Consider the following 25764-nt stretch of genomic DNA (forward strand, 5'->3'; position numbering starts at 1 on the left):
AGACCTTCCCCCTAAGCTGGGCGCCGTGACCGACGAGGACACGGCGCCCAGCTTGTTTTCCCGGGCCGGAGGAGCCGAGTTCTTCGACCGGCTCGTCGCGGCCTTCTACCGAGGGGTCGCCGACGACGAGGTACTGGCCCCGCTCTACCCCGAAGCCCCCGACTTCGGCCCCGCCGAACGGCGGCTGTCGTTGTTCCTGCAGCAGTACTGGGGCGGGCCGATGACCTATCTCGAGGAGCGCGGGCACCCGCGGCTGCGGATGCGACACTTCCCGTTCCACGTCGGGCCGCTCGAACGCGACCGGTGGCTGGTGCACATGGCCGCCGCCGTCGAGGAGACGTGCAACGGCATCGACGACGGCGACGCCATCGCAGCCGAGCTCATGGGCTACTTCGTGCCCGTCGCCGAACACATGCGCAACGACACTGGCCTGCCGATCACGCCCGGCAACTACCCCCGAGGAGGCGCATGAGCGCGATCACGATCTCCGGTCTGCGCAAGACCTACGGCGACAACGTCGCCGTCGACGACCTGTCGTTCGAGGTGGCCGACGGTGAGGTGTACGGCCTGCTCGGTCACAACGGCGCCGGCAAGTCCACGACGATCGAGATCATGGAGGGCCACCGCGAGCGCACCAGCGGCGACGTGACGGTGCTCGGGATCGACCCCGAGCAGGGCGGTCGCGAACTCCGGGACCGGATCGGCATCGTGCTGCAGACGTCGGGCACCGATGTCGAGTTGACGGTGCGGGAATCGATCGAGCTCTACGGCGCCGCCTACCGACGTCGTCGCACCGTCGACGAGATCGTCGAGCTGGTCGGTCTCGAGGAGAAGGTCGATGCGCGAGTCGGATCGCTGTCGGGTGGCCAGAAGCGTCGCCTCGATCTCGGACTCGGCATCGTCGGCTATCCCGAGCTGCTCTTCCTCGACGAGCCGACCACCGGTTTCGACCCGGCCGCGCGCCGCCGCTCGTGGGAGATGATCCAGGGACTGTGCTCGCTCGGGACGACCGTCGTGCTCACGACGCACTACCTCGACGAAGCCGAACAGCTCGCCGACCGGGTCGGTGTCATGGCCCGCGGCAAGATGGTCGCCGAAGGAACGCCGGCCGAACTCATGTCGGCGTCGCCGACCACCACGATCTCGTTCGAGGTCCCGGAGGGTGTCGATCCCGATGCCCTGCTCGTCCCGGCCGACTCGACGTTCGACACGTCGGGCAACGCCACGACGTGTGTGATCGAGACCGCCGAACCGACCCGAGTGTTGGCCGAGGTGATGGGCGCTGCAGCGGCGCGTGGGCACGAGCTGGCGGGCATCTCCGTCCGACGTCCGTCGCTCGAGGACGTGTTCCTCGGCCTCGCCGGTGAGCGTGAGGGGAGCGAGCAGTGAGCTGGCCATCGACGTTCTCGCTCCTGGTCCGCCAGATCCGCTACCAGATGCTGATCTTCTGGCGGACCCCGGTCGCCCTGTTCTTCACCCTGGCGCTGCCGCTGTTCATCCTGCTGCTCTTCAGCGCGCTGTTCGGCGACGCCACCGTGACGGTGCAGGGGAGCGAATGGCCTGCCCGTCAGTTCTTCACGGGCGGCCTCGCCGCGTTCACAGCGGTGTCGGCCACGTACACGAACCTGGCGAACATCGTCCCGATCCGTCGTGAGGAAGGCATCCTCAAGCGCTGGCGGAGCACCCCACTGCCGACGTCGGTGTACATCGGCGGGTTCGTCGGTTCGGCGCTCGTGCTGGCCTTCCTCGGTGCGCTGCTCATGATCGGTGTCGGGGTCGTGTTCTACGACCTGCAGGTCGAGGCCGCCAAGATGCCCGGCGCGATCCTGATGTTCTTCGTCGGGGTGTCGGCGTTCGCCGCGCTCGGCATGGCGGTCGCCGGCATGGTGCCGACGGCGAGCTCCGCCGCCGCCGTCGCGAACGCCACGATCCTGCCGTTGGCCTTCATCTCGAACGTGTTCATCGTGACCGGCGACGACGCCCCCGGCTGGATGACCACGGTCGGCAACCTGTTCCCGCTCCGGCCGTTCGTCGTGTCGATCCAGGACTCGTTCAACCCGTTCGTCGAGGCACCCGCCATCGACTGGGCGCGGATGGGCTTCGTGGCGCTCTGGGGCCTGGTCGGCCTGGCGCTCGCGATGAAGTTCTTCACCTGGGAACCGAATCCGGGCGGCACCACCACGCGACGCCGTCGCCGCAGCGCCGACTGACTCAGCCGAGCGCGAAGCAGGCCACCGCGGTCGCAGCAGCGGCGTTGAGCGAATCGACCTCGGCCGCCATCTCGATGCGCACCGGGGTCGTCGCCTCCAACACGGCGTCGCTCAGACCGGCCCGCTCCGAACCGATCAGCACGGCCCGCTTGCCCGACGGTCGCACGTCACGCAGATCGATGGCACCCGCTGCCGGGGTCAGTGCGTAGAGCTCGAAGCCGTCGAGCTGATCGAGGGCGCCGAGCAGGTCGCTGGTGCGGGCGTGGGGGAGCGAGAACGCCGTGCCCATCGCGACCCGGAGCGCCCGACGGGCGAGCGGATCGGCGCTGGTGTGGTCGAGCAGGAGGCCGTCCCAGCCCAGCCCGGCCGCGTTCCGCACGATCGAGCCGACGTTGACCGGGTTGTCGACGCCCTCGACGACCACGAGCCGTTCACAGCGGGCCGCCAGCTCGGCAGGCGAGGGGCGAGCGGGGCGGTGGAACAGGGTGACGATCGGGTGCGGGATGCCGAGCCCCGTCACCATCGTCTGGACGGCGGCGCCACCGAGATAGACCTCGGCGCCGGCGGCGGCGAGATCGTCGGTGATGTCCGGAACCCGAGCAGCGTCGGCGAGGACGGCGAAGGGCCGGCATCCGGCGGCGAACGCACGCTCGACCACGAGATCGCCCTCGGCCAGGAAGAGGCCGGCCCCGGCGTCGTCACGCTTGTCGGCCCGCGACGCCAGCCCCCGCTCGTTCAGCCGGAACGGCGCCAACCGAGGATCGTCCGCCTCCTCGACGACGACGAACGGGGTCGGATACGTTTCGTCGGGAGGAGCTCCGGTGTCGTCCATGTCAGCGACGAAACGTATCCGACCCCATTCGTGGGCTCAGTAGTAGTAGGGGAAGTCGGACCAGTCGGGGGCGCGCTTCTCGAGGAAGCTGTCGCGGCCCTCGGCGGCTTCGTCGGTGCCGTAGGCGAGGCGGGTGGTCTCGCCGGCGAAGATCTGCTGGCCGACCAGGCCGTCGTCGACCAGGTTGAAGGCGTACTTCAGCATGCGCTGCGCCGTCGGACTCTTCGAGCAGATCTCCCGGGCCCACTCGAGCGCGACGCTCTCGAGTTCGGCGTGCGGCACGACTTCGTTGACACCGCCCATCTGGTGCATCTGTTGTGCGGTGTACTCGCGTCCGAGGAAGAAGATCTCCCGTGCGAACTTCTGGCCGACGAAGCGGGCGAGGTACGCCGAGCCGAAGCCGCCGTCGAAGCTGGCCACGTCGGCGTCGGTCTGCTTGAAGCGGGCGTGCTCCTCGCTGGCGAGCGTGAGGTCGGAGACGACGTGCAGCGAGTGGCCGCCACCGGCCGCCCATCCCGGCACGACACAGATGACGACCTTGGGCATGAAACGGATGAGGCGTTGGCACTCGAGGATGTGCAGGCGACCGGCACGGGCAGGGTCGATCGTCTCCGACGTCTCGCCCTCCGCATACTTGTAGCCGTCCTTGCCCCGGATCCGCTGGTCGCCGCCGGAGCAGAAGGCCCATCCGCCGTCTCGCGGTGACGGTCCGTTGCCGGTGAACAGGACGCAGCCGATGTCGGGTGACATGCGGGCGTGGTCCAGCGCGGTGTAGAGCTCGTCGACGGTGTGGGGCCGGAAGGCGTTGCGGATCTCGGGTCGGTCGAACGCGATGCGCACCGCACCGACGTCGTTCGCCCGGTGGTAGGTGATGTCGGTGAAGTCGAACCCGGGGACCTCGGTCCACGCCGTCGGGTCGAAAATCTCGGAGACCTGTGCCGTCATGCCCCCATGTTGCCCCGATGGGCGTGGTCAGGCAGCAATCCGGCAGGCGACCTCGCCACGAAGTCGGGCACGAAGCGCCCAGACGAGCAGCACGATCGACACGGCGGCGAGGATCGGTTGGGCGGGAGCGAACCAGTCGAGGGCGCCGGTCGTGCCGAGGGCGAGGAGGACGACCTTGTTACAGGTCGGGCAGCCGATTGCGAAGAACGAGATCAAGCCGCCGAGCCCACCCGTCTTGGCCGGGCGGTCGAGTTCGTCGTCGTTCGCCTCGGGCAACGACGCGTCGTTGCGGACGTAGGTGGCGAACAACAGCCCGGCGAGCACCGAGGTCACGACGAGCACCGGCATCGACCACCACTCGGCTTCGATCTGTCGACCGAACACCGGATTCGGGATCAGATCGGTCGGCAACCCGATCAGGAGTGCGCTGACCGCTGCGCCGCCCGCCGCGGCCAGCCAGCGGCGTGGCGACCAGGTGGCGAACACGTGCAGCACGGCGTCAGGGTACCGAGACGGGCGCTCGGCGACGGCGGCGGCTACGGTGCCGCCCGTGTCCGGAGTGTCGATCCTTCCCGTCGTCGGTCTGCCCGAGATCGAAGCCGGCGCCGACCTGGCGGCGATGATCGCGGCCCTCGAGCCGCTGGCCGACGGCGACGTGGTCGTCATCACCTCCAAGATCGTGTCGAAGGCGGAGGGGTGTGCGACCGAGCTCGACGGGGTCATCCCGTCGACGTTCGCCGTCGAGTGGGGCGAGCGATGGGAGAAGGACCCCCGGGTGGTCGAAGTCGTGTTGAGGGAGTCGAACCGCATCGTCCGCCAGATCGGACCGGTCCTGATCACCGAGACCAAGCACGGGTTCGTGTGCGCCAACTCGGGTGTCGACCAGTCGTCGAGCGGTGCCCACGACCGGATCCTGACCCTGCCGGTCGATCCCGATGCGTCGGCGCGCCGGGCTCGCGACCGCTTCGCCGAACTTGGTGTGCGCGTCGCCGTCGTCGTCACCGACACCTTCGGCCGACCGTGGCGCGAAGGCCAGACCGACATCGCGATCGGCGTCGCCGGCATCAACCCGCTCCGGTCGTACATCGGCGAGGTCGATCCCCACGGTCACGAGTTCCGCGTGCAGGAGATCTGCGTCGCCGACGAGCTGGCGGCCGCCGGCGAACTGGTCAAGGGCAACACCAGTCGCGTGCCCGTCGCCGTCATCCGCGGCTTCGAGTTCGAGTTCGACGACGAGGCCACGATGGCCCCCGTCATCCGTGACTCCAGTCGCGACCTCTTCCGCTGACGCCGCGGTCACCGGGGGCCGGGCCACCTTCACGTCGCGCTCAGTTCCCTCTGCGGAACTGAGCACGACATGAACGAGGAGGTAGCGTCGGCGCGCATGGGCGCCCATGGCATGCACGTTCACCCCTCCGACGACGTCACGATCGACTACTACGCGGCGGGGGAGGGGCCGGCGGTCGTGCTGGTGCACGGCATCACCGAGAGCCGCCGAACCTGGGATCCGCTGTTCCCGATGTTCCTCCAGGCCGGCTACCGGGTCATCCTGATCGACCTCCGGGGTCACGGCGATTCGTCGAAGGTGGCGCCGTACGACCTCGCCACGATGGCCGGCGACGTCGGCGCCGTGCTCGCTGCCGAGGGGCTCGACGACGCCCTGCTCGTCGGGCACTCGCTCGGCGGTGCCGTCGTGTCGGCCTACGCCGCCGGCGGGCCGTGTCGGGGTGTCGTCAACGTCGACCAGCCGCTGCTGCTGTCTGGCTTCAAGGCGATGCTCGCCGATCTCGAACCGGCGTTGAAGGGATCACCGGAGGAGTTCGACGGTGCGATCTCCGCGATCTTCGACGGGATGGCCGGCCCGCTCGCCGGCCATGAACGCCAGCGGGTCGACACGCTCCGCGGCGGCGACCAGGACGTCGTGCTCGGCGTGTGGGACCTCGTGTTCACCGCCAGCGCCGACGAGCTCGACGCGGTCGTCGACGGCGTGGTCGGCTCGATCTCGGCGCCGTACCTGTCGCTGCACGGCATCGACCCCGGCCCCGAGTACGCCGAGTGGCTGACGAGCAAGCTGCCGTCCGCGACTGTCGAGGTCTGGGCCGACCAGGGCCACTACCCGCACCTCATCGAGCCGCAGCGGTTCGTTGAGCGAGTGCGAGCGTTCGACCCGGCCGTCTGACGAGGAGACCCTCCGCTCAGAAGAGGGGGTCGGGGCGGCCGATCGAGGTGGTGACGGTCTGCCAGGCGAGATCGATCTGGGCCGAGGTCAGGCGATCGGGTTGGCCGCCGGCCCATTCGGTGAGGCGGCGGCCGTCGACGGCGGTGACACCGGGCATCACCTCGACCCAGGCCGGGCTGCCGTCGACCGGCGGTGCCCAATGGATCTCGAGCAGACGGTCGCTCTCCATCGCACAACGACGGAGTGCGTCGTCGAGTGGCCCGCGCACGATCGCAGCACGGGCGATCTCGGTCGCCTCCGGCGGTACGTCGAGCGGTTCGGGAAGCGGCGACAGCGACGTGCGCACCGCGAAGATGCCCGCCGGCCCGATCAACACGTGCTCGGCGCTGCCGAGCTTGTCCTCGGCGATCTCGTAGACGACGCGCCACGGTGGCGCCGGGAGGTCGCGGAGGGCGGCGCCGGTCAGGCGCCCGGTCGGTGGCGCGACCTCGTCACGAGCGTTCGGTGCGTCCTTGAATGACTTCTTCGCCCACATCAACCCGACCGGCACGACGACGGCCAGGATGACGACGGGGATGATGATGCCGAGTCCCATGCACCGACGAGTTTCGCACGCTCGGCGGTCACCGTCGGTGACCTGGCGACGCCGTGGGATCTCGTCGCGACCTACTCCTCGATGAGGGGATCGACCTCGATCAGGGTTTGCATGTTGTGCTGTGTCAGGTGGTCGTCGACCAGGCAGTTGAGTCGGTAGATGCCCACCTGGCCCAGGAAGGCGGTGACCTCGAGGGTGTCGCCGGGGGCGACGGCAGGTGCGACGCCGGCGACGTCGCCGTCGGGGGCCTGGACCTGGAGGTCGTGGTTCAGGTTGCCGGTGTTCTCGACGATGAACGTGACCTCGTCGCCGACCCGGAAGTCGGGGACCTCGTCGACTGCGACGAACTTGTACTCGTCGCCGGAGTCGTCGACTTTCAATTCCACGTCGTACGACCGCTCCACGTCGGGGCCTTCATCGCCCCCGCACGCCGACAGCAGGGCGATCGGAGCGATCGCCAACACGGACAGGCCTCGTCGCAGCACGTTCACATCTGGGAGGTCGTCCCGAGACCGGAGCGAGTTCCCGACCGCGGACGAGTCGGTTCATGTCAGACATCAACCGACCGGGCAGGTTTTGGACACCCCTTGCCGGTGTCGATTGATGGCTGACATGAACCGACCACCCGTAGCCTGTCTCGCCTATGCGTCTCGGGATCGATCTGGATGGTGTGGTGGCCGACTTCAACGCGGGGTGGATCAAGCTGCACCGCGACGAGTTCGGCAGCGATCTGCATCCGGAGATGGTCACCACCTGGGACGGGCTGCACCAGCTCGGCGGCTTCGCCGACATGAACGCCTTCTGGGCGTGGGCCCGCGGCAACGACGACCGGCCGTCGATCTTCCGCCATCTCGAGGTCTATCCCGATGCCCTCGACACCCTGCACCGCCTCGACCGAGCGGGCCACGACATCGTGATCGTCACCACGAAGCCGGTCTGGGCCCGACAGGACACCCTGCGCTGGCTCGCCGACAACGAGCTGCCGACGAGTGAGGTGCACATGACGTTCACCAAGCACGAGGTGGCGTGCGACGTCTACCTCGACGACAGCCCCGAGGTCGTCCCGAGCCTGGTGCGCCACCGACCGGAAGCCACGGTGTGCCGCTTCATCCGACCCTGGAACCACCCCGTCGAGGGGGCGACCGACGTCACCTCATGGGCTGATTTCCACCAGGTCGTTACCGAGCGTTCATCGTGAATTCGGCGACGTGACAAGGCAAACCCCGTCGCGCGACTAGATTGTGCCGCGTCCCCTGAGCCCCCGATATCGGGCGTGCGGACGCGGGACACACGCAGCTGAACAAACCCAAAGGGAGAACACTATGAAGCGACGCTCGCTTGTCGCCGTGCTCGCTGCCGGTTCGCTCGTCCTCGCCGCCTGCGGCGACGACGACGATGCCGCCGACGAGCCGTCCGAGGACACCACCGCGGACACCGAGGCCGAAGAAGAGCCGGCCGAAGAGACCACCGAGACGACCATGGCCGAAGAGGACATGGACGACATGGAGGAAGAGCCGACCGAGACCACCATGGCCGAGGACGACATGGACGAGTCGACCGAGACCACGATGGCCGAAGGCGACGACATGGAGACGCCCGAGGGCTGGCCCGAGTCGATCGTCCTGACGCTCACGCCGTCGCAGGAGGCCGGTGGCCTCGTCGAGACCGCTGAGCCGCTCGCCGTCGCCCTCGAAGAGGCGCTCGGCATCGACGTCGAGGCGATCGTGCCGTCCGATTACGCGGGCGTCATCGTCGCCCTCCAGTCGGGTCAGGCTCAGATCGCCGGTGGCCTCGGCCCCGCACAAATGGTCCAGGCCGCCGACACCGCCGGTGCCGACCTGATCCTGCAGGCCGTCCGCTTCGGCGACTCGCAGTACGTCACCCAGTGGTTCACCAACGACCCCGACACGTACTGCGCGACCGACGTCGTCCAGATCACCGACGAAGAAGACGGCACGATCATGTCGTTCTGCAACGGTGTCGACGAGGCCGAGGGCCCGTCCGACGGCCCGATCGGCAGCGACCAGCTCCCGAACGTCGCCGGTCAGACGATCTCGTTCGTCGATCAGGGCTCGACCTCGGGCTACCTGATCCCGTCGCTGGCGCTCATCGAGGCCGGTGTCGACCCGCTCGACGACATCACGTCGCTGTTCGCCGGCGGTCACGACTCGTCGGTCCAGGCCGTGTACGACGGTGACGCCGCTGTCGGCGTGTCGTTCAACGATGCCCGTGGCCAGCTCGTCGAGACCGTGCCCGACGTCGGCGAGAAGGTCGTCGTCTTCGGTTGGTCGGCTCCGATCCCGAACGACGGTTTCGCCGTCGCCGGCGATCTGCCCGACGACCTGAAGACCGCCATCACCGACGCCCTCGTCGCCTACTCCTCGAGCGAGGACGGCGCCGTGGTCATGGACGAGCTGTACGAGATCGACGGTCTCGTCCCGGTCCCCGAGGGCTCGTACGACATCATCCGCGACCTCGAGACCGAGCTGAGCGACCTGCTCGGCTGATCGCCCTCGAGACGCATTGTCACGGTTCGGGCCCCGTCCACACAGTGGGCGGGGCCCGTCCGCGTTCGGCGCACCATTCGGTCCCCGCTGCGCCGACCGCTACTGTCCAGGGGACCATGACGGGCCGTCGACCCGACGTCGACCGACCACCTGAGGAAACCCGATGATCCGATTCGACAAGGCGAGCGTCACCTACAAGGGTGGCGTCAGCGCCATGAAAGACCTCGACCTCGAGATCGGTGACGGCGAGTTCGTCGTCATCGTCGGGTTGTCCGGCGCCGGCAAGTCGACGCTGATCCGTGCGATCAACGGTCTCGTGCCGCTCACGAGTGGCGGGCTGAACGTCAACGGTCACGACGTCCCGAACCTCAGCGCGAAGGAGCGACGCGAGCTGCGTTCCGAGGTCGGGATGATCTTCCAGGGCTTCAACCTCGTCGACCGCACGAGCGTGCTCAACAATGTGCTGATGGGACGCCTCCACCAGGTGCCGCTGTGGCGGACCCTGATCGGCAAGTACCCCGAGAAGGACATCCAGATCGCCGCCAAGGCACTGAACCGGGTCGAGATCCTCGACCGTGCGTACGTTCGTGCCACCAACCTGTCGGGTGGCCAGCGCCAGCGCGTGGGCATCGCTCGTGCGCTCGCCCAAGAACCCAAGATCGTCCTGGCCGACGAGCCGGTCGCCTCGCTCGACCCGCCGACGAGCCACGTCGTGATGAAGTACCTCCAGCAGATCAGCCGCGACCTCGGCATCACGACCATCGTCAACCTGCACTTCCTCGATCTCGCCACGGCGTACGCCGACCGCATCATCGGCCTCCGCAACGGCGAACTCGTCTTCGACGGCCCGGGCTCCGAGGCCGACGAGCAGACGTTCCGCGACATCTACGGCCGCAGCCTCACCGCCGACGACACCATGGCGAAGCAGGCCGCCCTGTGAGCGAGTCGCCACTTCGGCTCCCGCCGAAACCCAAACCGTCCCCGTGGGCCGTCGGCTTGTCGATCGGCATGGTCGTGTTCACGGTCGTGTGCGCCCGCACCGTCGGGTTCTCGTTCTCCGGTCTCATCGAGGACTTCGGCCGGAACAACCCGGTCGCCAAGGGCCTGCTCGAGATCTCCTGGGGTGAGATGTTCTCCGAACGCTCCCGCAAGGCGTTCCTCGAGACCCTCCAGATGGCGGTGCTCGGCACGACGGCGGGTGCCATCGTGTCGCTGCCCATCGCACTCTGGTCGACCGAGGTCGGCAACCCGTACCTCATCCCACGGGTCCTGCTGCGCTCGTTCAACAACGTGGTGCGAGCCATTCCCGACCTGCTGTGGGCCGGCCTGTTCGTGCTCGGCGTCGGCATCGGCGCGCTGCCGGGCCTGCTCGCCCTGTTCTTCTTTTCGATGGCCGTGATCGTCAAGCTCACCGCCGACACCCTCGACGGCATCGACATGGGCCCGATCGAGGCGGCCAAGGCGTCGGGTGCCTCGCACACCCAGATGCTGCGCACCGCTGTCGTGCCGCAGATCCTCCCGGCGTACAGCTCGTACGTGCTGTACGACTTCGAGCTCAACCTTCGTGCGTCCGCCGTGCTCGGTCTCGTCGGTGCCGGTGGCATCGGTCAGCGACTCGACTTCTTCCGCAACCGTGGCGACTGGGGCAAGCTCTGGGGCCTCGTGCTGATGTTCTTCCTGGTGGTGGTCGTCGTCGAATGGCTGTCGGTCCGGATCCGGAGGCGGCTGGTATGAGCTCGATGAGCGCTTCGCCGCCGGTCGAGCTGCCCTCCAAGCCGCGCGACACGTTCAAGATCGTCGTCAGCACGATCTTCGTCGTCCTGTTCGGCTGGTCGGCGATCTCGGTCGACATCAAGTGGTCGCGTCTGCTCGAAGCCCCGGCCGACATGTATCGCCTGTTCAAGGCGATGTACTCCGACATCCCGTGGGACGAGCTCAGTCGTCTGATCGGCCTGATGTGGGACTCGATCGCGATGGCGTGGGTCGGCACGTTGATCGCTGCCGTGTTCGCGATCCCGCTGTCGTTCCTCGCTGCCGAGAACCTCGTCGGTCGGCCCGTCGCCTGGGTGACCCGCCAGGTGTTCAACGTGCTGCGCGCCGTGCCGGAAGTCATCCTCGCACTGCTGTTCGTGCCGATGTTCGGCCTGTCGCCGATGGCGGGTGTGCTCGCGATCGGCGTCGGTTCGATCGGTTCGCTCGGCAAGCTCTTCTACGAGATCATCGAGAACATCGAGCGTGGCCCGATCGAGGCGACCGACGCCGTCGGCGCCAGCCGTCTGCAGCGTCTCCGGTGGGGTGTCGTGCCCCAGGTGGCGCCCGAACTGACCTCGTTCCTGCTGTACCGCTTCGAGATCAACATCCGTGCGTCGTCGGTGCTCGGCGTCGTCGGCGCCGGCGGCATCGGCGGCGTGCTGGCCGACACCGTGCGGTTCAAGGAGTACGGCGTGGCCGGGCTGGCCTTGATCGTCGTCATCGTCGGCACGATCATCGTCGACACCATCTCGGGTGCGATCCGGCGCCGCATCGTCGCCGGCCGCACGATCGACATCGGCGAGGCGCAGAAGTACGCCGTCGACACCGGCGGGCTGTCGTGAGCGCCCGCCCCGACTTCATCCTGGGCGTCGACCTGGATGGCGTCGTGGCGAACCACACCTGGCGCTTTCGCGAGATCTACGCCGGGCTCAAGGGCATCGACCCGCAGACGCTGCCCCTCGAGCGGTCGTGGGACTTCCACGAGTGGGGGTTCGAGGCGGACGAGTACGCGGTGTACCACCGCATCGCGGTGATGGAACACGACATGTTCCGCACGATGCCGGTCATGGACGGTGCCGCCGACGTGCTGTGGCGTCTGTCCGACGCCGGCGTCTGGATCCGCATCATCACGCACCGCCTGTACGTGCACTGGGGGCACGAGAAGGCGATTGCCGACACGGCGGCGTGGCTCGACATCAACAAGATCCCGTACCGCGATCTGTGCTTCCTCGGCGCCAAGCCGCAGGTCGAAGCCGATGCTTACATCGACGACGCCCCACACAACATCGAGCAGCTCAGGGCCGCCGGCAACACGGTGATCACCTTCGAGCAGCCGTACAACCGCGGCCTCGAGGGCGAGCCGCGGGCCCAGACCTGGGCCGACGTCGAGGAGATCGTGATGGGGCTCGTCACCGAGCACACCGGCCGCTTCGAGACCCAACTCCCCGGCTTCGACGCCGGCAGCGACCGCATCGACAAGCGCCGCGGCTGAGCGGCAGCGCTATCGGTTCTGGGCGTGCTGGAAGCCGAAGCGGCCCTTGATGCAGAGGTTGCCGTGGGTGATGGGGGAGTCGGGCGGTGAGGTGACCTTGACGATCGTGTCGTCCTGGACGTGCAGCTCGAGATTGCAGCCGACACCGCAGAACGCACAGATCGTCTCGGTGACGGTCTGATCGTCCTCGCTCCAGGTGCCGGCCGCGCGCATGTCGAACTCGGTCGAGAACATCAGGGCACCGGTCGGGCAGACCTGGATGCAGTTGCCGCAGTAGACGCACGCCGAGTCGGGGAGCGAGACGTCGTTCTCGGTCGAGATGTGGCTGGCGAAGCCGCGCCCGGCGACGTCGATCACGAAGCTGTGCTGCCACTGGTCGCCGCAGGCGTCGACGCACTGGTAGCAGAGGATGCACTTCGAGTAGTCGCGCACGTACAGGTCGTTGTCGACCTTGACCGGTTGGGCGACGGTGGCAGCGTCGTCGCCGTACCTGGTCGGGTCGGCACCGTATTCGGCGTTCCATTCGTCGACGCCGTCGGTCAGCGACAGGTCGACCGACGAACCGAGGAACTCGAGCACCATCTTGCGCGAGTGGTCGACTCGTTCGGAGCGGGTGCGCACGACCATGTCGGGCTCGACCGGCCGGGAGCACGACGGCACGAGCGTACGTGATCCCTCGACCTCGACCATGCACACGCGACACGCGTTCTTCGGGGTGATGGTCTCGCCGTAGCAGAGCGTCGGGATGTCGCTCTCGTCACGGCCGCCTGCGGCCTGCAAGATCGTCGTGCCCGCCGGCACGGTGACGGCCCGGCCGTCGATCGTCAGCGTCACCGGAGTCGCGTCGGGGGTTGCCGTCATCGCAGCGCTCCCAGCCGGACGACGGCCGATTCGATCGCGTTGTAGGCGGTTTGGCCGAGGCCACAGATGCTGGCGTCTCGCATTGCCACACCGATCTCGTGGAGCAGCTCTCGATCGAGCTCGCGATCGCCGCCGGCAAGGATCCGTTCGATGGCTTCCTCCTGTCGGACCGTGCCCACGCGGCACGGCACGCACTGACCGCACGACTCGTCCCGGAAGAACGCGGCGATGCGGCGGACGAGGTCGTCGATGTCGGCGTGCTGGTCGATCACCATCACGACACCGGATCCGAGCGAGAGCCCGGCCGCGCGCACGTCGTCGGGCGAGAGCACCAGATCGAGATCGTCGGGGCCGACGAAGTTGCCTGCGGCGCCGCCGAGCAGCACGGCTCGAACCTCGGATCCCTCGCGCATCCCACCTGCGAGTTCGATCAGCTCGGCGAGGGTCTCGCCGTACGGGACCTCGTACACACCGGGCCGCTGCACGGCGCCCGACAGGCAGAACAGGCGGTGCTCGGTGGCGTGGCCGTCGAGCAGCACGTAGGGGATGTTCATGAGCGTCTCGACATTGTTCACGACGGTCGGCTTGCCGAACAGACCGACCTGGAACGGGAACGGCGGCTTGTTGCGCGGCTCACCGCGGTACCCCTCGATCGAGTTGAAGATCGCCGTCTCCTCGCCGCAGATGTAGGCGCCGGCGCCACGGACCAGGGTGAGATCGAACCCGGTATCGCCGCCGATCAGGCCACGCTCCCGACAGGCGTCGAGTGCGGCTTCGAGTGTGAGACGGGCCCTCGGGTACTCGCCGCGGATGTAGATGTAGCCGTGGTCGCAACCGGTGGCGTAGGCCGCGATGCACAGCGACTCGATCAGGGTGAACGGGTCGTTCTCGATCAGTGTCCGATCTTTGAAGGTGCCCGGCTCCGACTCGTCGGCGTTGCACACCAGGTAGTGCGGCGCCGCCTCCTGGGTGCGGACCGCTTCCCACTTGCGAGCCGTCGGGAACCCGGCACCGCCGCGGCCGACCAGCTCCGACTCGGCAACGGCGGCGATCACACCCTCGGGCCCGAGTCCTCGGGCGAGGCGGAGCGCCTCGAAACCACGATCGTCGAGGAACGCATCGAGATCGAGTGGATCGATCCGTCCGACGCGGTGCAGCAGCACGAGGTCGTCGCCGCCTGCCTGCGGTACGGCGGCGGCGGGGTGCGCCTCCGGGCCCGGGAAGGCGCCGTCGGCGAGCCGCTGCACGTCGACCGGGGTGACGTAACCCGCGACAGCCTGTCGGAGCGGCGAACCGGCTTCGATCACGAACGCGCTGGGGGCGCGCTCGCACATGCCGAGACACGGCGATGCGTGCACGCCGTCGGGCAGGTCGTCGTCGGTGAGTCCGCCCGCCGAACGACAGGCCAGGTCGACACAGGCGTGCACCTGGTGTTTCGGCCGCTCGGCCGGCGAGAACAGCGAGTAGAACGTCGCGACGCCGTACACCTCGGCGGGCCCGAGATCGAGCCGCTCGGCGATGTGGTCGATCGCTTCCTGGCTCAACCAGCCGACACGATCGTTGACGGCGTGGAGGGTCGGCAGCAGCAGGTGCCGCTTCGACCGGAGCGCGTGTCCACCGACGGCGTCGTGCTCCCCGCGATCGACCGCCGGTCCGAGGACCGACTCGATCGCGAGCTGCTCCTCGAGGGTCGGCGGTATCCCGCGGGTCGTGACGTCCATCCGTCGATTCCTACTCGCCCGCCACCGGTGACGTCACATCGACCCGGTCGATACGCACCGCCGCGGCCTTGAACTCGGCGGTGCCGGCCTTCGGATCGGTGGCGTCGATGGTCAACTGGTTGACGTCGACCTCGTCGGGGAAGTGGAACGTCATGAAGACGAGCCCGGCACGAAGGTTCGCGTCGATTCGGGCGGGCGCGTCGACCGAGCCCCGGCGAGACGTGACGCGCACGACCTCACCGTCGGCGATGCCGAGCCGCTCGGCGTCGGCGGGGGACACGTCGATGGTCTCGCCGAGCCGGTTGGGACTGCGGTAGCCGCCCGACTGCACGCCCGTGTTGTACGAGTCGAGGCGTCGTCCGGTGGTGAGCCGCAGCGGGTACTCGTCGTCGAGCGCCTCGACCGGCGGATCGTGCTCGACCACGCTGAACGGCGCCGGACGCCCGCGCTCGGCGGGGTCGTCGGCCCACAGTCGGCCGTGGAGGAACGGCGGTTCGAGCGTGTCGTCGGTGTAGCACGGCCACTGGATACCGCCGAGCGCCTCGAGTCGGCCCCACGACATGCCGGCGTGCATCGGCGACAGTCGGCGGAGCTCGTCCCAGATCTGTTCGTGGTCGTCGTACTGCCAGTCGTGCCCGAGTCGGCGGGCGAGCTCGACGAGGATGTCGATGTCGTCGCGTGCCTCGCCGGGCGGTGAGATCGCCTTGCGCACGCGCTGGACCCGCCGTTCCGAGTTCGTGACCGTGCCGTCCGACTCGCACCACGAGGCCGAACCGGGGAGCACGACGTCGGCGAGCTCGGCCGTCTTGGTGAGGTAGATGTCGAGCACCACCAGGTGGTCTCGGCTCGACAACAGCTCGATCGCCTTGCTGACGTCGGCCTCGGATTGTGCGGGGTTCTCGCCGATCACGAACAACGAACGCAGCTCGTCGCGTTCCATCGCCTCGAACATCTCGGTCAGGTGCAACCCGTCGTGCGGCGGGACGCTCACGCCCCATGCCGCGTCGAACTTCGCGCGTGCAGCGTCGTCGGTGACGTCCTGGAACCCGGGCAGCTTGTTCGGCAGCGCGCCCATGTCGCCGCCGCCCTGGACGTTGTTCTGGCCGCGCAGCGGAGTGAGGCCTGCGCCGTAGCGACCGACCTGTCCGGTGAGCAGCGCCAGGTTGCACAACGCCAGCACGTTGTCGACCCCGTTGTGGTGCTCGGTGATGCCGAGCGTCCAGCACAGCTGCGCCGCCTCGGCGGTCGCGTAGGCGTGAGCCAGCTCGCGAATCGCGTCGGCCGGGACCCCGGTGACCGCCTCGCCGCGTTCGAGCGTCCACGGCTCGACCGACGCCGCGTACTCGTCGAACCCGCTCGTCGCCCGTTCGATGAACTCGGTGTGGGCGAGTCCGGCGTGGATGATCTCGTGTGCGACCGTGTGGGCGAGCGCGATGTCGGTGCCCACGTGCAGCCCCAGCCACCGATCGGCGAACTGTGCGGTCTCACTGCGGCGCGGGTCGACCGAGTAGAGCTTCGCCCCGCGCTCGATCGCCGTGAGGACGTGGTGGAAGAAGATCGGGTGCGCGTTGCGCGCGTTCGATCCCCACATGACGATCAGGTCGGCGTCTTCTGCCTCCTGGTACGACGACGTGCCGCCGCCTGCTCCGAACACAGTGGCCAGACCGACCACGGAAGGAGCGTGTCAAGTGCGGTTACACGAGTCGATGTTGTTCGTGTCGAGCGCCGTGCGGGCGAGCTTCTGGGCGACGAAGTTCATCTCGTTGGTCGACTTGGAGCACGAGAACATGCCGATCGCCTCGCCGCCGTGCTCGTCGAGCGTCCGTCGGAACCCGTCGGCGGCGCGGTCGAGCGCCTCGTCCCACGTGGCCGGCCGCAGCACGCCGGCGTCGCGGACGAGCGGCGTCGTCAACCGGGTCTGGGGACGGAATCGATGGGGGCGATGCGGGTGGCGTGCCATACGAACGACTGTATCCGAGGGCCGTTCGACCCTTTCGGAGCCACGTGCGCCGAATGGATGCTCGATCGTGCGAGCATGATCGTCGTTTCATGAGACGCCTGGAGGGAACCGACATGACGCTGCCGCCCGATCTCGACATCGCCCGGTCCGTGACGCCGAAGCCGGTGCGCGACATCGCCGCCGGCATGGGCCTCGACGCCGACCTGTTGCGCCCGTACGGCGACGACGTCGCCAAGATCGATCTGGCGGCGATCGATCGGTTGGCCGACCGCCCGAAGGCGAAGTACGTCGTCGTCACGGCGATCACGCCCACACCGTTGGGCGAAGGCAAGACGACCACGGCGGTCGGTCTCGGTCAGGCGATGGCGCACATCGGGAAGCAGGCGACCCTGTCGCTCCGCCAGCCCTCGATGGGGCCGACGTTCGGGATCAAGGGTGGCGCAGCGGGCGGCGGGTACAGCCAGGTGATCCCGATGGAGCTCCTCAACCTCCACCTCACCGGTGACTTCCACGCAGTCACGGCTGCGCACAACCTGCTCGCCGCCATGGTCGACAACCATCTGCACCACGGCAACGAACTCGATCTCGCGATCGACGACATCACGTGGCGACGCGTGCTCGATGTGAACGACCGTGCTCTGCGCAACATCGTGGTCGGACTCGGCGGCAAGATCGACGGCGTGCCGCGCCAGACCGGCTTCGACATCACCGCCGCGTCCGAGGTGATGGCGCTGCTGGCACTGACCACCTCCGCCGCCGACCTGCGAGAGCGACTCGGTCGGATCGTCGTCGGCTATACCCGGTCGGGTGAGCCGGTCACGGCCGACCAGTTGCAGGCAGCGGGTTCGATGGCGGTCATCTTGCGCGACGCCCTGTCACCGAACCTCCTTCAGACGCTCGAGCACACGCCCGTGATCGTGCACACCGGCCCGTTCGGCAACATCGCCACCGGCAACTCGTCGGTGATCGGCGACCTGATCGGCATCCGCACCGGCGAGTACCTGATCACCGAGGCCGGCTTCGGCGCCGACATGGGTGCCGAACGCTTCTTCAACATCAAGTGCCGCACCTCCGGTCTGGTGCCCGATGCCGCCGTCGTGGTCGCCACCATCCGCGCCCTCAAGGCGCACTCCGGCAACTACCGCATCGTCGCCGGGAAGCCGCTCCCGGACGATCTGTTCGCCGAACGTCCCGACGACGTCGAGGCGGGGGCAGCGAACCTGCGCAAGCAGATCGAGAACGTGCAGGCGCACGGCATCACGCCCGTCGTGGCGATCAACGCCTTCCCGACCGATCATCCCTCCGAGCACGAAGTCGTCCGCCGGATCGCCGAATCGATGGGCGTTCGCGCCGAGGTGTGCACCAACGTCGTCGACGGTGGCGCCGGTGCCAAGGCCCTGGCAGGAGCGGTCGTCGAGGCGTGCGACGAGCCGAGCGAGTTCCGCTTCCTGTACGACACCGCCGACTCCCTGAAGACCAAGATCGAAAAGGTCGCCACCCGCATCTACGGCGCAGAACGGGTCGAGTACACCGGTCCGGCGAGTCGTCAGATCGCCTCCTACGAGGCGAACGGCTTCGGTGATCTGCCGGTGTGCATCGCCAAGACCCACCTGTCGATCTCGGGCGACCCGTCACTCAAGGGGGCGCCCACCGGCCACACCTTGCAGGTACGCGAGGTGCGGGCGTCCGTCGGCGCCGGTTTCGTGTACCCGATCTGCGGCACCATGAGTACGATGCCGGGCCTCTCGAAGCAGCCGGCCGCCACCCGGATCGGCTTCGACGACGACGGCCGGATCGTCGGCCTCTCCTGACCCCGGCTGACGCTAGGTTCGGGGGCGTGACCGACAGCTTCGAACGTACGGCCGGTGGGGCGATCCTGCTCGACGGCAACCGGCTCCGCGACGAGATCGTCGCCCAGATCCGCGACGACCTGGAGGGCCTCGGAAGCCCGAACGTGTGCCTTGCCACGGTCCTCGTCGGCGGCGACAAGCCGAGCCGTATCTATGTGCGGATGAAGCAGCGCAAGGCCGAAGAGGCCGGCATGCGCTCGCGCCACGTCGAGATCCCCGAGACGGCATCCCAGGCCGACGTCGAAGCGGCGGTGCAGGAGCTCGTCGACGACCCCGACGTCCACGGCATCCTGGTGCAGCTCCCGCTCCCGGACGGCTTCGACCCCGAACCGGTGTTGGCACTGATCCCGCCGGAGAAGGACGTCGACGGTCTCACCGAGCGGTCGATGGGCCGCCTCATCCGTGGCCTGCCCGGTCACGTGCCGTGCACGCCGCTCGGGGTGATGCGGCTGATGGAGCGCTACGGCGTCGAGACGGCCGGCAAGCGTGCCGTGGTGGTCGGCCGGTCGACCCTCGTCGGGTTGCCGCAGCTGCTGCTGCTCGGGCGCAAGGGCGTCGACGCCACCGTCACCCTGGCGCACTCCCGCACGCCCGACATGATCGAGGTGTGCCGCGAGGCCGACATCCTCGTCGCGGCGGCGGGTCAGGCCCGCATGATCACCGCCGACCACGTCAAGCCCGGCGCGGCCGTGCTCGACGTCGGCGTCTCGCGCAGCGAAGCCGGCATCGTCGGCGATGTCGACTTCGACGCCGTCCAAGCCGTCGCCGGAGCGATCACCCCGATGCCCGGCGGTACCGGCCCGATGACCATCGGCTGCCTGCTCGAGAACACCGTCGCCGCCGCCCGCATGCTCGGCGCCATCCCTGCCTCCGCCTAGGAACAGATGGGGTCAGGCACCTTCTGTCGTTGCTGCTGTTGCGTCGATCGACCTGTCGTGACAGAAGGTGCCTGACCCCATCTGTCAGTGTTTGCGGGTGCCGACTCGGGGGCGGCGCCGAGGTTTGCGGCTGGGGCGGCGGAGACGGCGGCCCATGCTGGCCACCGTCGCCGGGACGTAGAGCGCCCGTTCGGTAAGCGCCACGTCGTTCCACGGCTTCGCACGAACGCCGGCCGGCGCCTGAGCGATGCGGATCGCCAGGTAGCACGCGATCGTCAGGTGCGCGATCAGCGCTGTCCACACATAGCCGTCGTCGCCGACGACGCCCATGATCACCGATGCGAGCAGCGGGCCCGTGAACGCGCCGGCGCCGTAGACCACGACGAGTTGCGCGGCGACGGCGGTGAGCCGCTCGGCGGGCACCCAGTCGTTCGTGTACGCGCCGGCGATCGAGTAGAGGGGGTAGGTGGTGCCACCGATCAGAACCATCGCGGCCAGCCCGGCGGGGTTGTCGGCGCCGAAGACCAACAACCCGAGCGCACCTGCGGCGGCGACCGACGCGCTGGCGGCGCCGACGGCCCGCCGGTCGATGCGGTCGGAGGCGCCGGCGATGGGGATCTGGAGCAGCAGGCTGCCGAGCGTCGGCATGGTGACGAAGATGCCGACCTCGGCGGCGCTCAGGCCGACGCGAGCGCCGTACACGGCACCGAGGCCGATGAACGCGCCGTGGGCGATACCGACGAGCAGTGAGGTGACGACGCCCGTCGGGACCAGCGCGAACAGCTCGCGCAACGTCATCTTCTCGTTGCTGAGGTGGAGCGGCGGGGCGGCGGCGGCCGAGAGCGACACCGGCGTCACCGCCAGCGAGATGAGGATCGCGGCGACCGCGAAGATGGTGAGCGTGGCCGGGTCGATCACACCGACACCGAGCTGTCCGACGCCGTAGGGAACGACGGTCACCAACGTGTAGAACCCGAGCACCCTCGCCCGCTGATCGTTGGTCACGATCTGGTTCAGCCACGATTCGGCCACGACGTACTGGCCGGCGAGACACGCTCCGGCCAACATCCGGAGCGCGATCCAGGCCGCCGGGTGCACGACCATGCCGGTCACCAGGATCGTGACGGTGAGCAGGGCGGCGAGCGCCGTGTAGACGCGGATGTGACCTACCGTCGTGAGCACGTACAGCGCCGCCCGCGACCCGACGAGGAAACCGAGGTAGTACCCGGCACTCATGGCGCCGATCGCGACGGTGGGGAAGCTCTCGGCCTCGGCCCGGATCCCGACCGTCGTCGCATACAGGCCGGCGCCGGCCACCATCACCCCGAGCCCGACGAACAGCGCCCAGGTGGCCCAGACGAGCGACGCCCGCACCGGCCCACCGGTGTCGACGGAGGCATGGTCGACCGCAGGCGGGACCAGTTGCTCGACGACGGGTGCCTCGCTCACGGCGCGTGAGACTAGCGGCGCAACCCGGCGCCCCGAGCAGACTCAGGCCGGGATGTCACGGCGCTGGTACGTCGCCAGTCCGACACCCAGGAGCGCAGCAGCCACGAGGCACAATCCGGTGACGGATGCCACGGACATCGTCTCGACCGGCACCAGCGCGATGTGGTCGAACGGCGAGACGGCCAAGACCCAGTCGGGGAGTTCGAGGAGCGTGCCGAAGAACGACACGACGAATGTCAGCATCAGCATCGCCCAGGCCACGGCGGAGAACCTCGGGAACAGCCCCACCGTGAGCGCCGGAACGCCGGCCATCACGAGCACGGCCGGAAAGTAGGCGAGCACCGCCGCGACGCCGTCGCCGAACAGCGACCCGTCACCCATCACCGCCGCCGAACTGATGCCGAGCACGAGACCCGAGAGGAGCAGGACGACGAGGGCTCCGCCGACGGCGACCCCGAGGTGCCCGACCCAGTAGCGCCACCGTGAGGTCGCGGTCGCCAGCACCGGCTCGGTGCGTTCACGGGTCTCCTCCGAGCGGAGCCGCAGCACCGACTGGATCACGTAGCCACTCCCGATCAACGCCGTCACCTGTGCCGACGTGGCGAGATACGACGACGTGATGTCGGCGACGTCCCCACCGGTCTGGGCGAAGAAGTCCTCGAGTTGGGGGTTGTCGTCGATGAAGTCCTCGATCGCCGACGTCAGCCCGCCGTACACGAGCGCCAGCGCAGCGGTGCCGCCGGCCCAGGTGGCGACCGAGCCACGTTGAAGACGGAGGGCGAGCGCGAACGGTGACGACAAGCGCGGCGTCGCCCGGTCGGCCCCGGCCTTCGGAGCGACGAGACCCGCTCCGAGGTCTCGATGGTTCTCGAGCTTGGTGGCGACGACGAACAGGAGCGCCGTGGCGCCGAACGAGAGGAGGAACGGCCACCACCGCTCGTCGGCGAAGGCACGGGTCTGTTGGCTCCATCCGATCGGCGACAGCCACGACAAGAAGTTCTCGCCGGCGTCGCCCACCGCTCGGAGGATGAACGACGCACCGAGCGCGAGTCCGGCCATCCCGTTCGCAACCCGAGGGTTCTCGCTCATCTGGGCCGTCACGAGCGTGATCGCCATGAACACGGCGCCGACCGCTGCGTAACCGACCCCGAAACACACCGAGCCGGCGAGCGGGAGGCCCTGCAGGGCGAGTGCGAGCGCCGTCAGCACGCCGACGGCGAGGCACATCGCCCCGACGACGATGCCGGCGGCCAGGGTCGGCGCGTGCCGACCGACCGGCAGCGAACGGACCAGTTCCAGGCGCCCCGCTTCTTCTTCGCTCCGGGTCAGCCGACCGGTCTGCAGCAGCGCCATCAGACCGACGAGGACCAGACCCGGCGCACCGATCTGGAAGGCGACCTGGCCGCCGACCGTGTCGAGTCCGTACGGCGGCCCCTGGAACGCGACGATGGCCGGGTTGTCGGAACTCGCTGCGGCGGCGTCGAGGTCGGCCTGGGTGGGGAAGAGCGCCTTGACGCTCTGGGCCGACACGGCGACCATCGCGGTGATGCCGGCGATCCACACACCGATCCGCACGCGGTCGCGCCGGAGGTTGGCGCGGACCAGGCCGAACGTGCCCTCGTCGTGTCGCGAACGACTCACGACGTCGCAGCCGCGTCGTCGGTGCCGGGCTCGTCGTAGTGGCGGAGGAACAGCTCCTCGAGCGTGGGTGGGCTACAGGTGAGCGACAGCACGCCGCCGGCTGTGAGGACGTCGAGCGCGGTCGGGAGCTGAGCGTTGTCGACCTCGAACCGCAGATGGCCGTGTTCGGTCCGCACGTCGCGAACCCCGTTGATCGTGCCCAGGTCGACGTCGCGCTCGGTCCGGACCGACACCGAGGTGTGGCTCGCCCGGCGGAGGTCGTCGAGGGTGCCGGACTCGACGGTGCGTCCGGACCGGATGATGCTGACGCGCTCGCAGAGCGCCTCGACCTCGGCGAGGATGTGGCTCGACAGCAGCACGGTGCGTCCCTCGTCACGTGCTTCCTTGATGCATTCCTGGAAGACGGACTCCATGAGCGGGTCGAGACCCGACGTCGGTTCGTCGAGTACCAGGAGCTCGGTCCGTGAGGCGAGCGCGGCGACGAGGCCGACCTTCTGGCGGTTGCCCTTCGAGTAGGTGCGCGCCTTCTTCGTCGGGTCGAGCTCGAACCGGTCGACGAGCTCACGTCGACGGTCCTCGTCGAGGTCACCGCGGAGTCGGCCGAGCAGGTCGATGATCTCGCCACCCGTCAGTTTGGGCCACAGGTTGACGTCGCCGGGCACGTAGGCGAGGCGTCGGTGCAGCTCGACCGCGTCGTCCCACGGGTCGCCGCCGAGCAGTCGGACCGTGCCGCCGTCGTGGCGCAGCATGCCGAGCAGGACCCGGATCGTCGTCGACTTGCCGGACCCGTTCGGCCCGAGGAAGCCGTGCACCTCGCCTCGCCGCACGCTCAGGTCGAGCCCGTCGAGTGCTCGGAACGACCCGAACTCCTTGATCAGTCCGTCGACCTCGATCGCCATCTCGTCCATGTGCGCGTGTCCTTCCGTCCGGTGCAGAGGCACCGTACCGCGCGTCGCTCAGGGCTTGCGGCACACGTAATAGTTGTTCGACGGGTCGTACGGGAGGCTGTGCACGGCGATGTCGGTGAACCCCGACTCGGCGAACAGCGCCTTGGCACGGTGCACACCCCACATCGCTCCGAGCCCCTCGCCGTCGTAGGCGAGCGACACGGTCATGCAGTGTTGGCACGACACGCCGTACATGAACGACCCCATCGGGTGATCGAGGTTCTCACCGACGTGGCTGGAGGCGCGGATGTCGGCGCACAGCCAGTGTCCGCCGGGAGCGAGCGATCGGAAGATGCCGTCGACCATCGCCCTCGGGTGGGCCTGGTCGTGGACGGCGTCGAACGTGGTGATGAAGTCGTAGCGGTGCTCGTCGCCGAGCTCGGCGGCGTCGGCCGCGATGAACGACGCGTTCGTGAGGCCGCGCTCGGCTGCTTCGGCGCGTCCGATCTCGAGTGCCGTCTCCGAGAAGTCGATGCCGACGAAGGTGGACCGTGGGAACGCCTCGGCCATCAGATTGACGGCGTGCCCTCGACCGCATCCGACGTCGGCGACGCGGATGCCGTGTTCGAGCAGTTCGACGACGCCCGGGACCAGGGGCAGCACCACGTCGACCAGGAGGGCGTCGAACCGCATGCCGCTCGTCTCGGCCATCACCGCATGGAAGCGGTCGAACGACTCGTACGGGACGCCACCGCCGTGCCGGAAACACTCGACCAGTTCGTCCTCGACGGCGGCGCACAGCGAGATGTACTGCGCGTACGACGCCATGTTCGCCATGCCCGCCGAGCGGGTGGTGAACGCCGCGTGCTCCGGAGGCAGTCGGTAGGCGTCGGTGTTCGAGTCGTACTCGACGATCCGTGCGACCGTCATCGCGTCGAGCCATTCGCGCACGTACCGCTCGTGCAGACCGGCGAGATCGGCCACCTCGGTCGACGGGGCGCCGCGGCCACCGAGTCGGGCCATGGTGTCGAACAGGCCGACCCGATGGCCGATGCCGATCATGGAGGCGGCCATGCCGTGGTTGAGGATGGTGCGCATCTGGTCGAGAAACGCAGTGGCTCGGGCGTCGTCGAACTCGGTCCCCATGGGGCGACGGTACCCCGCCGGATCGGGCCCGCCCGAGGCGGCACTGACAGACTCGGGAGATGGTCGATCCTCTCCAGCAGTTCCGACTCGACGGCAAGGTCGCCGTCGTCACGGGTGCCTCGTCGGGCCTCGGCGCCCGGTTCGCCCGAGTGCTGCACGCCGTCGGCGCGACCGTGGTCGTCACCGCTCGGCGCGCCGAGCGCCTCGACGCACTCGTCGCCGAGCTGCCCGGTGCGATCGCGATCGCCGCCGACGTCGGTGAGGCCGCTGATCGGGAGCGACTCGTCGCCGAAGCGCTCGATCGTGCCGGTCGCATCGACGTCCTCGTCAACAACGCCGGGATCGGGGTGACGGTCGGCATCGACGACGAGACGCTCGACACCTTCGAGCAGGTGCTGGCGGTGAACACCACCGCCGTCTGGCATCTGGTCAAGCTGGTGGTTCCCCACATGGCCGAGCGGGGGAGCGGTTCGATCGTCAATGTCGCTTCGATGCTCGGCCACGTCGGCTCGGCCCCGATCAAGCAGGCGAACTACTGCGCGAGCAAGGGAGCAGTGGTGAACCTCACCCGCGAACTCGCCCTCCAGCTCGGTCGGAAGGGGATTCGGGTCAATGCGTTGTCGCCCGGCTATTTCCCGTCGGAGATGACGGCCGGCATGGAGTCCGATGAGGGCAGCCAACGCTACATCGCCACCTACGGCGGGATGCCACGAATGGGGGAGGAACACGAACTCGACGGTGCACTGCTCCTGCTCGCGACCGACGCCGGTTCGTACGTCAACGGTCATTCCCTCCTGGTCGACGGCGGCTTCACCGCCCGGTGAGCGTCACATCAAGGCGCGCGCCGAACCTGCCGATG

The 25764-nt window shown here is 68.6% G+C and carries 26 protein-coding genes; 14 read left to right on the forward strand and 12 right to left on the reverse strand.

Annotated elements, in window-relative coordinates; all coding sequences use genetic code 11:
- Window positions 1-25: 25 nt before the first annotated feature.
- Genes BDK89_RS22555 through BDK89_RS06120 form a run of 3 tightly spaced genes read left to right on the forward strand, consistent with a single transcriptional unit; the run spans window position 26 to window position 2210 of the window.
- Complete coding sequence (locus BDK89_RS22555) at window positions 26-472, forward strand: globin domain-containing protein (RefSeq protein WP_279586783.1); 447 nt, start codon at window positions 26-28, stop codon at window positions 470-472.
- A complete protein-coding gene (locus tag BDK89_RS06115) occupies window positions 469-1389 on the forward strand; it encodes an ABC transporter ATP-binding protein (protein WP_133868104.1) in 921 nt (306 codons plus the stop codon). Before BDK89_RS22555 ends, BDK89_RS06115 begins: the two co-directional genes overlap by 4 nt.
- Entirely contained in the window at window positions 1386-2210 is an 825-nt protein-coding gene (locus tag BDK89_RS06120; RefSeq protein ID WP_133868105.1) for an ABC transporter permease, read from the forward strand. The genes BDK89_RS06115 and BDK89_RS06120 overlap by 4 nt, the downstream gene beginning before the upstream one ends.
- 1 nt (window position 2211) lies before the next feature.
- Here the strand turns inward: BDK89_RS06120 and BDK89_RS06125 are convergent, their stop codons facing one another.
- Genes BDK89_RS06125 through BDK89_RS06135 form a run of 3 tightly spaced genes read right to left on the reverse strand, consistent with a single transcriptional unit; the run spans window position 2212 to window position 4482 of the window.
- Window positions 2212-3042: a TrmH family RNA methyltransferase gene (locus BDK89_RS06125; protein ID WP_133868106.1), complete on the reverse strand. Its 831-nt coding sequence runs from the start codon at window positions 3040-3042 to the stop codon at window positions 2212-2214.
- Between the two features lie 36 nt (window positions 3043-3078).
- Window positions 3079-3987, reverse strand: a complete 909-nt coding sequence (locus tag BDK89_RS06130) for a 1,4-dihydroxy-2-naphthoyl-CoA synthase (RefSeq protein WP_133868107.1) — start codon at window positions 3985-3987, stop codon at window positions 3079-3081.
- Between the two features lie 27 nt (window positions 3988-4014).
- Complete coding sequence (locus BDK89_RS06135) at window positions 4015-4482, reverse strand: hypothetical protein (protein WP_208293979.1); 468 nt, start codon at window positions 4480-4482, stop codon at window positions 4015-4017.
- 55 nt (window positions 4483-4537) lie between these two features.
- Here BDK89_RS06135 and cofE point away from each other — a divergent pair, with 55 nt between their 5' ends.
- Together cofE and BDK89_RS06145 are read left to right on the forward strand one after the other, a co-directional pair.
- Window positions 4538-5275, forward strand: a complete 738-nt coding sequence (gene cofE / locus BDK89_RS06140) for a coenzyme F420-0:L-glutamate ligase (RefSeq protein ID WP_133868108.1) — start codon at window positions 4538-4540, stop codon at window positions 5273-5275.
- A gap of 96 nt (window positions 5276-5371) precedes the next feature.
- A complete protein-coding gene (locus tag BDK89_RS06145; protein WP_243839109.1) occupies window positions 5372-6166 on the forward strand; it encodes an alpha/beta fold hydrolase in 795 nt (264 codons plus the stop codon).
- 16 nt (window positions 6167-6182) lie between these two features.
- Here BDK89_RS06145 and BDK89_RS06150 read toward each other — a convergent pair whose 3' ends face one another.
- Both BDK89_RS06150 and BDK89_RS06155 read right to left on the reverse strand, forming a co-directional pair.
- On the reverse strand, window positions 6183-6761 hold the full coding sequence (locus BDK89_RS06150) for a hypothetical protein (protein ID WP_133868109.1): 579 nt from the start codon (window positions 6759-6761) through the stop codon (window positions 6183-6185).
- Window positions 6762-6832: 71 nt separating this feature from the next.
- A complete protein-coding gene (locus tag BDK89_RS06155) occupies window positions 6833-7225 on the reverse strand; it encodes a hypothetical protein (RefSeq protein ID WP_133868110.1) in 393 nt (130 codons plus the stop codon).
- A gap of 179 nt (window positions 7226-7404) precedes the next feature.
- Here BDK89_RS06155 and BDK89_RS06160 point away from each other — a divergent pair, with 179 nt between their 5' ends.
- The 6 genes from BDK89_RS06160 (at window position 7405) to BDK89_RS06185 (ending at window position 12512) form a co-directional block, all read left to right on the forward strand.
- Window positions 7405-7959, forward strand: a complete 555-nt coding sequence (locus tag BDK89_RS06160) for a 5' nucleotidase, NT5C type (RefSeq protein ID WP_133868111.1) — start codon at window positions 7405-7407, stop codon at window positions 7957-7959.
- 124 nt (window positions 7960-8083) lie between these two features.
- Entirely contained in the window at window positions 8084-9268 is a 1185-nt protein-coding gene (locus tag BDK89_RS06165) for a phosphate/phosphite/phosphonate ABC transporter substrate-binding protein (RefSeq protein ID WP_133868112.1), read from the forward strand.
- Window positions 9269-9431: 163 nt separating this feature from the next.
- Complete coding sequence (gene phnC / locus BDK89_RS06170) at window positions 9432-10208, forward strand: phosphonate ABC transporter ATP-binding protein (RefSeq protein ID WP_133868113.1); 777 nt, start codon at window positions 9432-9434, stop codon at window positions 10206-10208.
- The gene (gene phnE / locus BDK89_RS06175; RefSeq protein WP_133868114.1) at window positions 10205-11002 is read left to right on the forward strand and encodes a phosphonate ABC transporter, permease protein PhnE; all 798 of its coding nucleotides are present in this window, start codon (window positions 10205-10207) and stop codon (window positions 11000-11002) included. The genes phnC and phnE (BDK89_RS06175) overlap by 4 nt, the downstream gene beginning before the upstream one ends.
- Complete coding sequence (phnE, locus tag BDK89_RS06180) at window positions 10999-11862, forward strand: phosphonate ABC transporter, permease protein PhnE (protein ID WP_166657415.1); 864 nt, start codon at window positions 10999-11001, stop codon at window positions 11860-11862. Before phnE (BDK89_RS06175) ends, phnE (BDK89_RS06180) begins: the two co-directional genes overlap by 4 nt.
- The gene (locus BDK89_RS06185; protein ID WP_133868116.1) at window positions 11859-12512 is read left to right on the forward strand and encodes a 5' nucleotidase, NT5C type; all 654 of its coding nucleotides are present in this window, start codon (window positions 11859-11861) and stop codon (window positions 12510-12512) included. Before phnE (BDK89_RS06180) ends, BDK89_RS06185 begins: the two co-directional genes overlap by 4 nt.
- Window positions 12513-12521: 9 nt before the next feature.
- On the opposite strand, the gene BDK89_RS06190 is transcribed toward BDK89_RS06185, so the two are convergent.
- Genes BDK89_RS06190 through BDK89_RS06200 form a run of 3 tightly spaced genes read right to left on the reverse strand, consistent with a single transcriptional unit; the run spans window position 12522 to window position 17054 of the window.
- On the reverse strand, window positions 12522-13373 hold the full coding sequence (locus BDK89_RS06190; RefSeq protein ID WP_133868117.1) for a 2Fe-2S iron-sulfur cluster-binding protein: 852 nt from the start codon (window positions 13371-13373) through the stop codon (window positions 12522-12524).
- The gene (locus tag BDK89_RS06195; RefSeq protein ID WP_133868118.1) at window positions 13370-15094 is read right to left on the reverse strand and encodes an NADH-ubiquinone oxidoreductase-F iron-sulfur binding region domain-containing protein; all 1725 of its coding nucleotides are present in this window, start codon (window positions 15092-15094) and stop codon (window positions 13370-13372) included. The genes BDK89_RS06190 and BDK89_RS06195 overlap by 4 nt, the downstream gene beginning before the upstream one ends.
- Before the next feature lie 10 nt (window positions 15095-15104).
- Entirely contained in the window at window positions 15105-17054 is a 1950-nt protein-coding gene (locus tag BDK89_RS06200; protein WP_133868119.1) for a molybdopterin oxidoreductase family protein, read from the reverse strand.
- Window positions 17055-17167: 113 nt separating this feature from the next.
- On the opposite strand from BDK89_RS06200, the gene BDK89_RS06205 reads away from it, so the two are divergent.
- Together BDK89_RS06205 and BDK89_RS06210 are read left to right on the forward strand one after the other, a co-directional pair.
- Window positions 17168-18865, forward strand: a complete 1698-nt coding sequence (locus BDK89_RS06205; RefSeq protein ID WP_133870995.1) for a formate--tetrahydrofolate ligase — start codon at window positions 17168-17170, stop codon at window positions 18863-18865.
- Window positions 18866-18891: 26 nt separating this feature from the next.
- Window positions 18892-19782 (forward strand): bifunctional 5,10-methylenetetrahydrofolate dehydrogenase/5,10-methenyltetrahydrofolate cyclohydrolase, encoded by an 891-nt coding sequence (locus BDK89_RS06210; protein WP_133868120.1) that lies wholly within the window; start codon window positions 18892-18894, stop codon window positions 19780-19782.
- 84 nt (window positions 19783-19866) lie between these two features.
- On the opposite strand, the gene BDK89_RS06215 is transcribed toward BDK89_RS06210, so the two are convergent.
- The 4 genes from BDK89_RS06215 to BDK89_RS06230 are packed head-to-tail and all read right to left on the reverse strand — an operon-like array spanning window position 19867 to window position 24905.
- Window positions 19867-21231, reverse strand: a complete 1365-nt coding sequence (locus tag BDK89_RS06215) for an MFS transporter (RefSeq protein WP_133868121.1) — start codon at window positions 21229-21231, stop codon at window positions 19867-19869.
- Window positions 21232-21273: 42 nt separating this feature from the next.
- Window positions 21274-22872: an ABC transporter permease gene (locus tag BDK89_RS06220; RefSeq protein WP_133868122.1), complete on the reverse strand. Its 1599-nt coding sequence runs from the start codon at window positions 22870-22872 to the stop codon at window positions 21274-21276.
- The gene (locus tag BDK89_RS06225) at window positions 22869-23780 is read right to left on the reverse strand and encodes an ABC transporter ATP-binding protein (protein WP_133868123.1); all 912 of its coding nucleotides are present in this window, start codon (window positions 23778-23780) and stop codon (window positions 22869-22871) included. Before BDK89_RS06225 ends, BDK89_RS06220 begins: the two co-directional genes overlap by 4 nt.
- Before the next feature lie 48 nt (window positions 23781-23828).
- Window positions 23829-24905, reverse strand: coding sequence for a class I SAM-dependent methyltransferase (locus BDK89_RS06230; RefSeq protein WP_133868124.1), 1077 nt, complete (start codon window positions 24903-24905; stop codon window positions 23829-23831).
- Window positions 24906-24964: 59 nt separating this feature from the next.
- Between BDK89_RS06230 and BDK89_RS06235 the strand changes: the two genes are divergently transcribed.
- Window positions 24965-25729, forward strand: a complete 765-nt coding sequence (locus BDK89_RS06235; protein WP_133868125.1) for an SDR family NAD(P)-dependent oxidoreductase — start codon at window positions 24965-24967, stop codon at window positions 25727-25729.
- The last annotated feature ends 35 nt before the right edge of the window (window positions 25730-25764 follow it).

The organism is Ilumatobacter fluminis (assembly GCF_004364865.1).
Classification (GTDB): Bacteria; Actinomycetota; Acidimicrobiia; order Acidimicrobiales; family Ilumatobacteraceae; genus Ilumatobacter; species Ilumatobacter fluminis.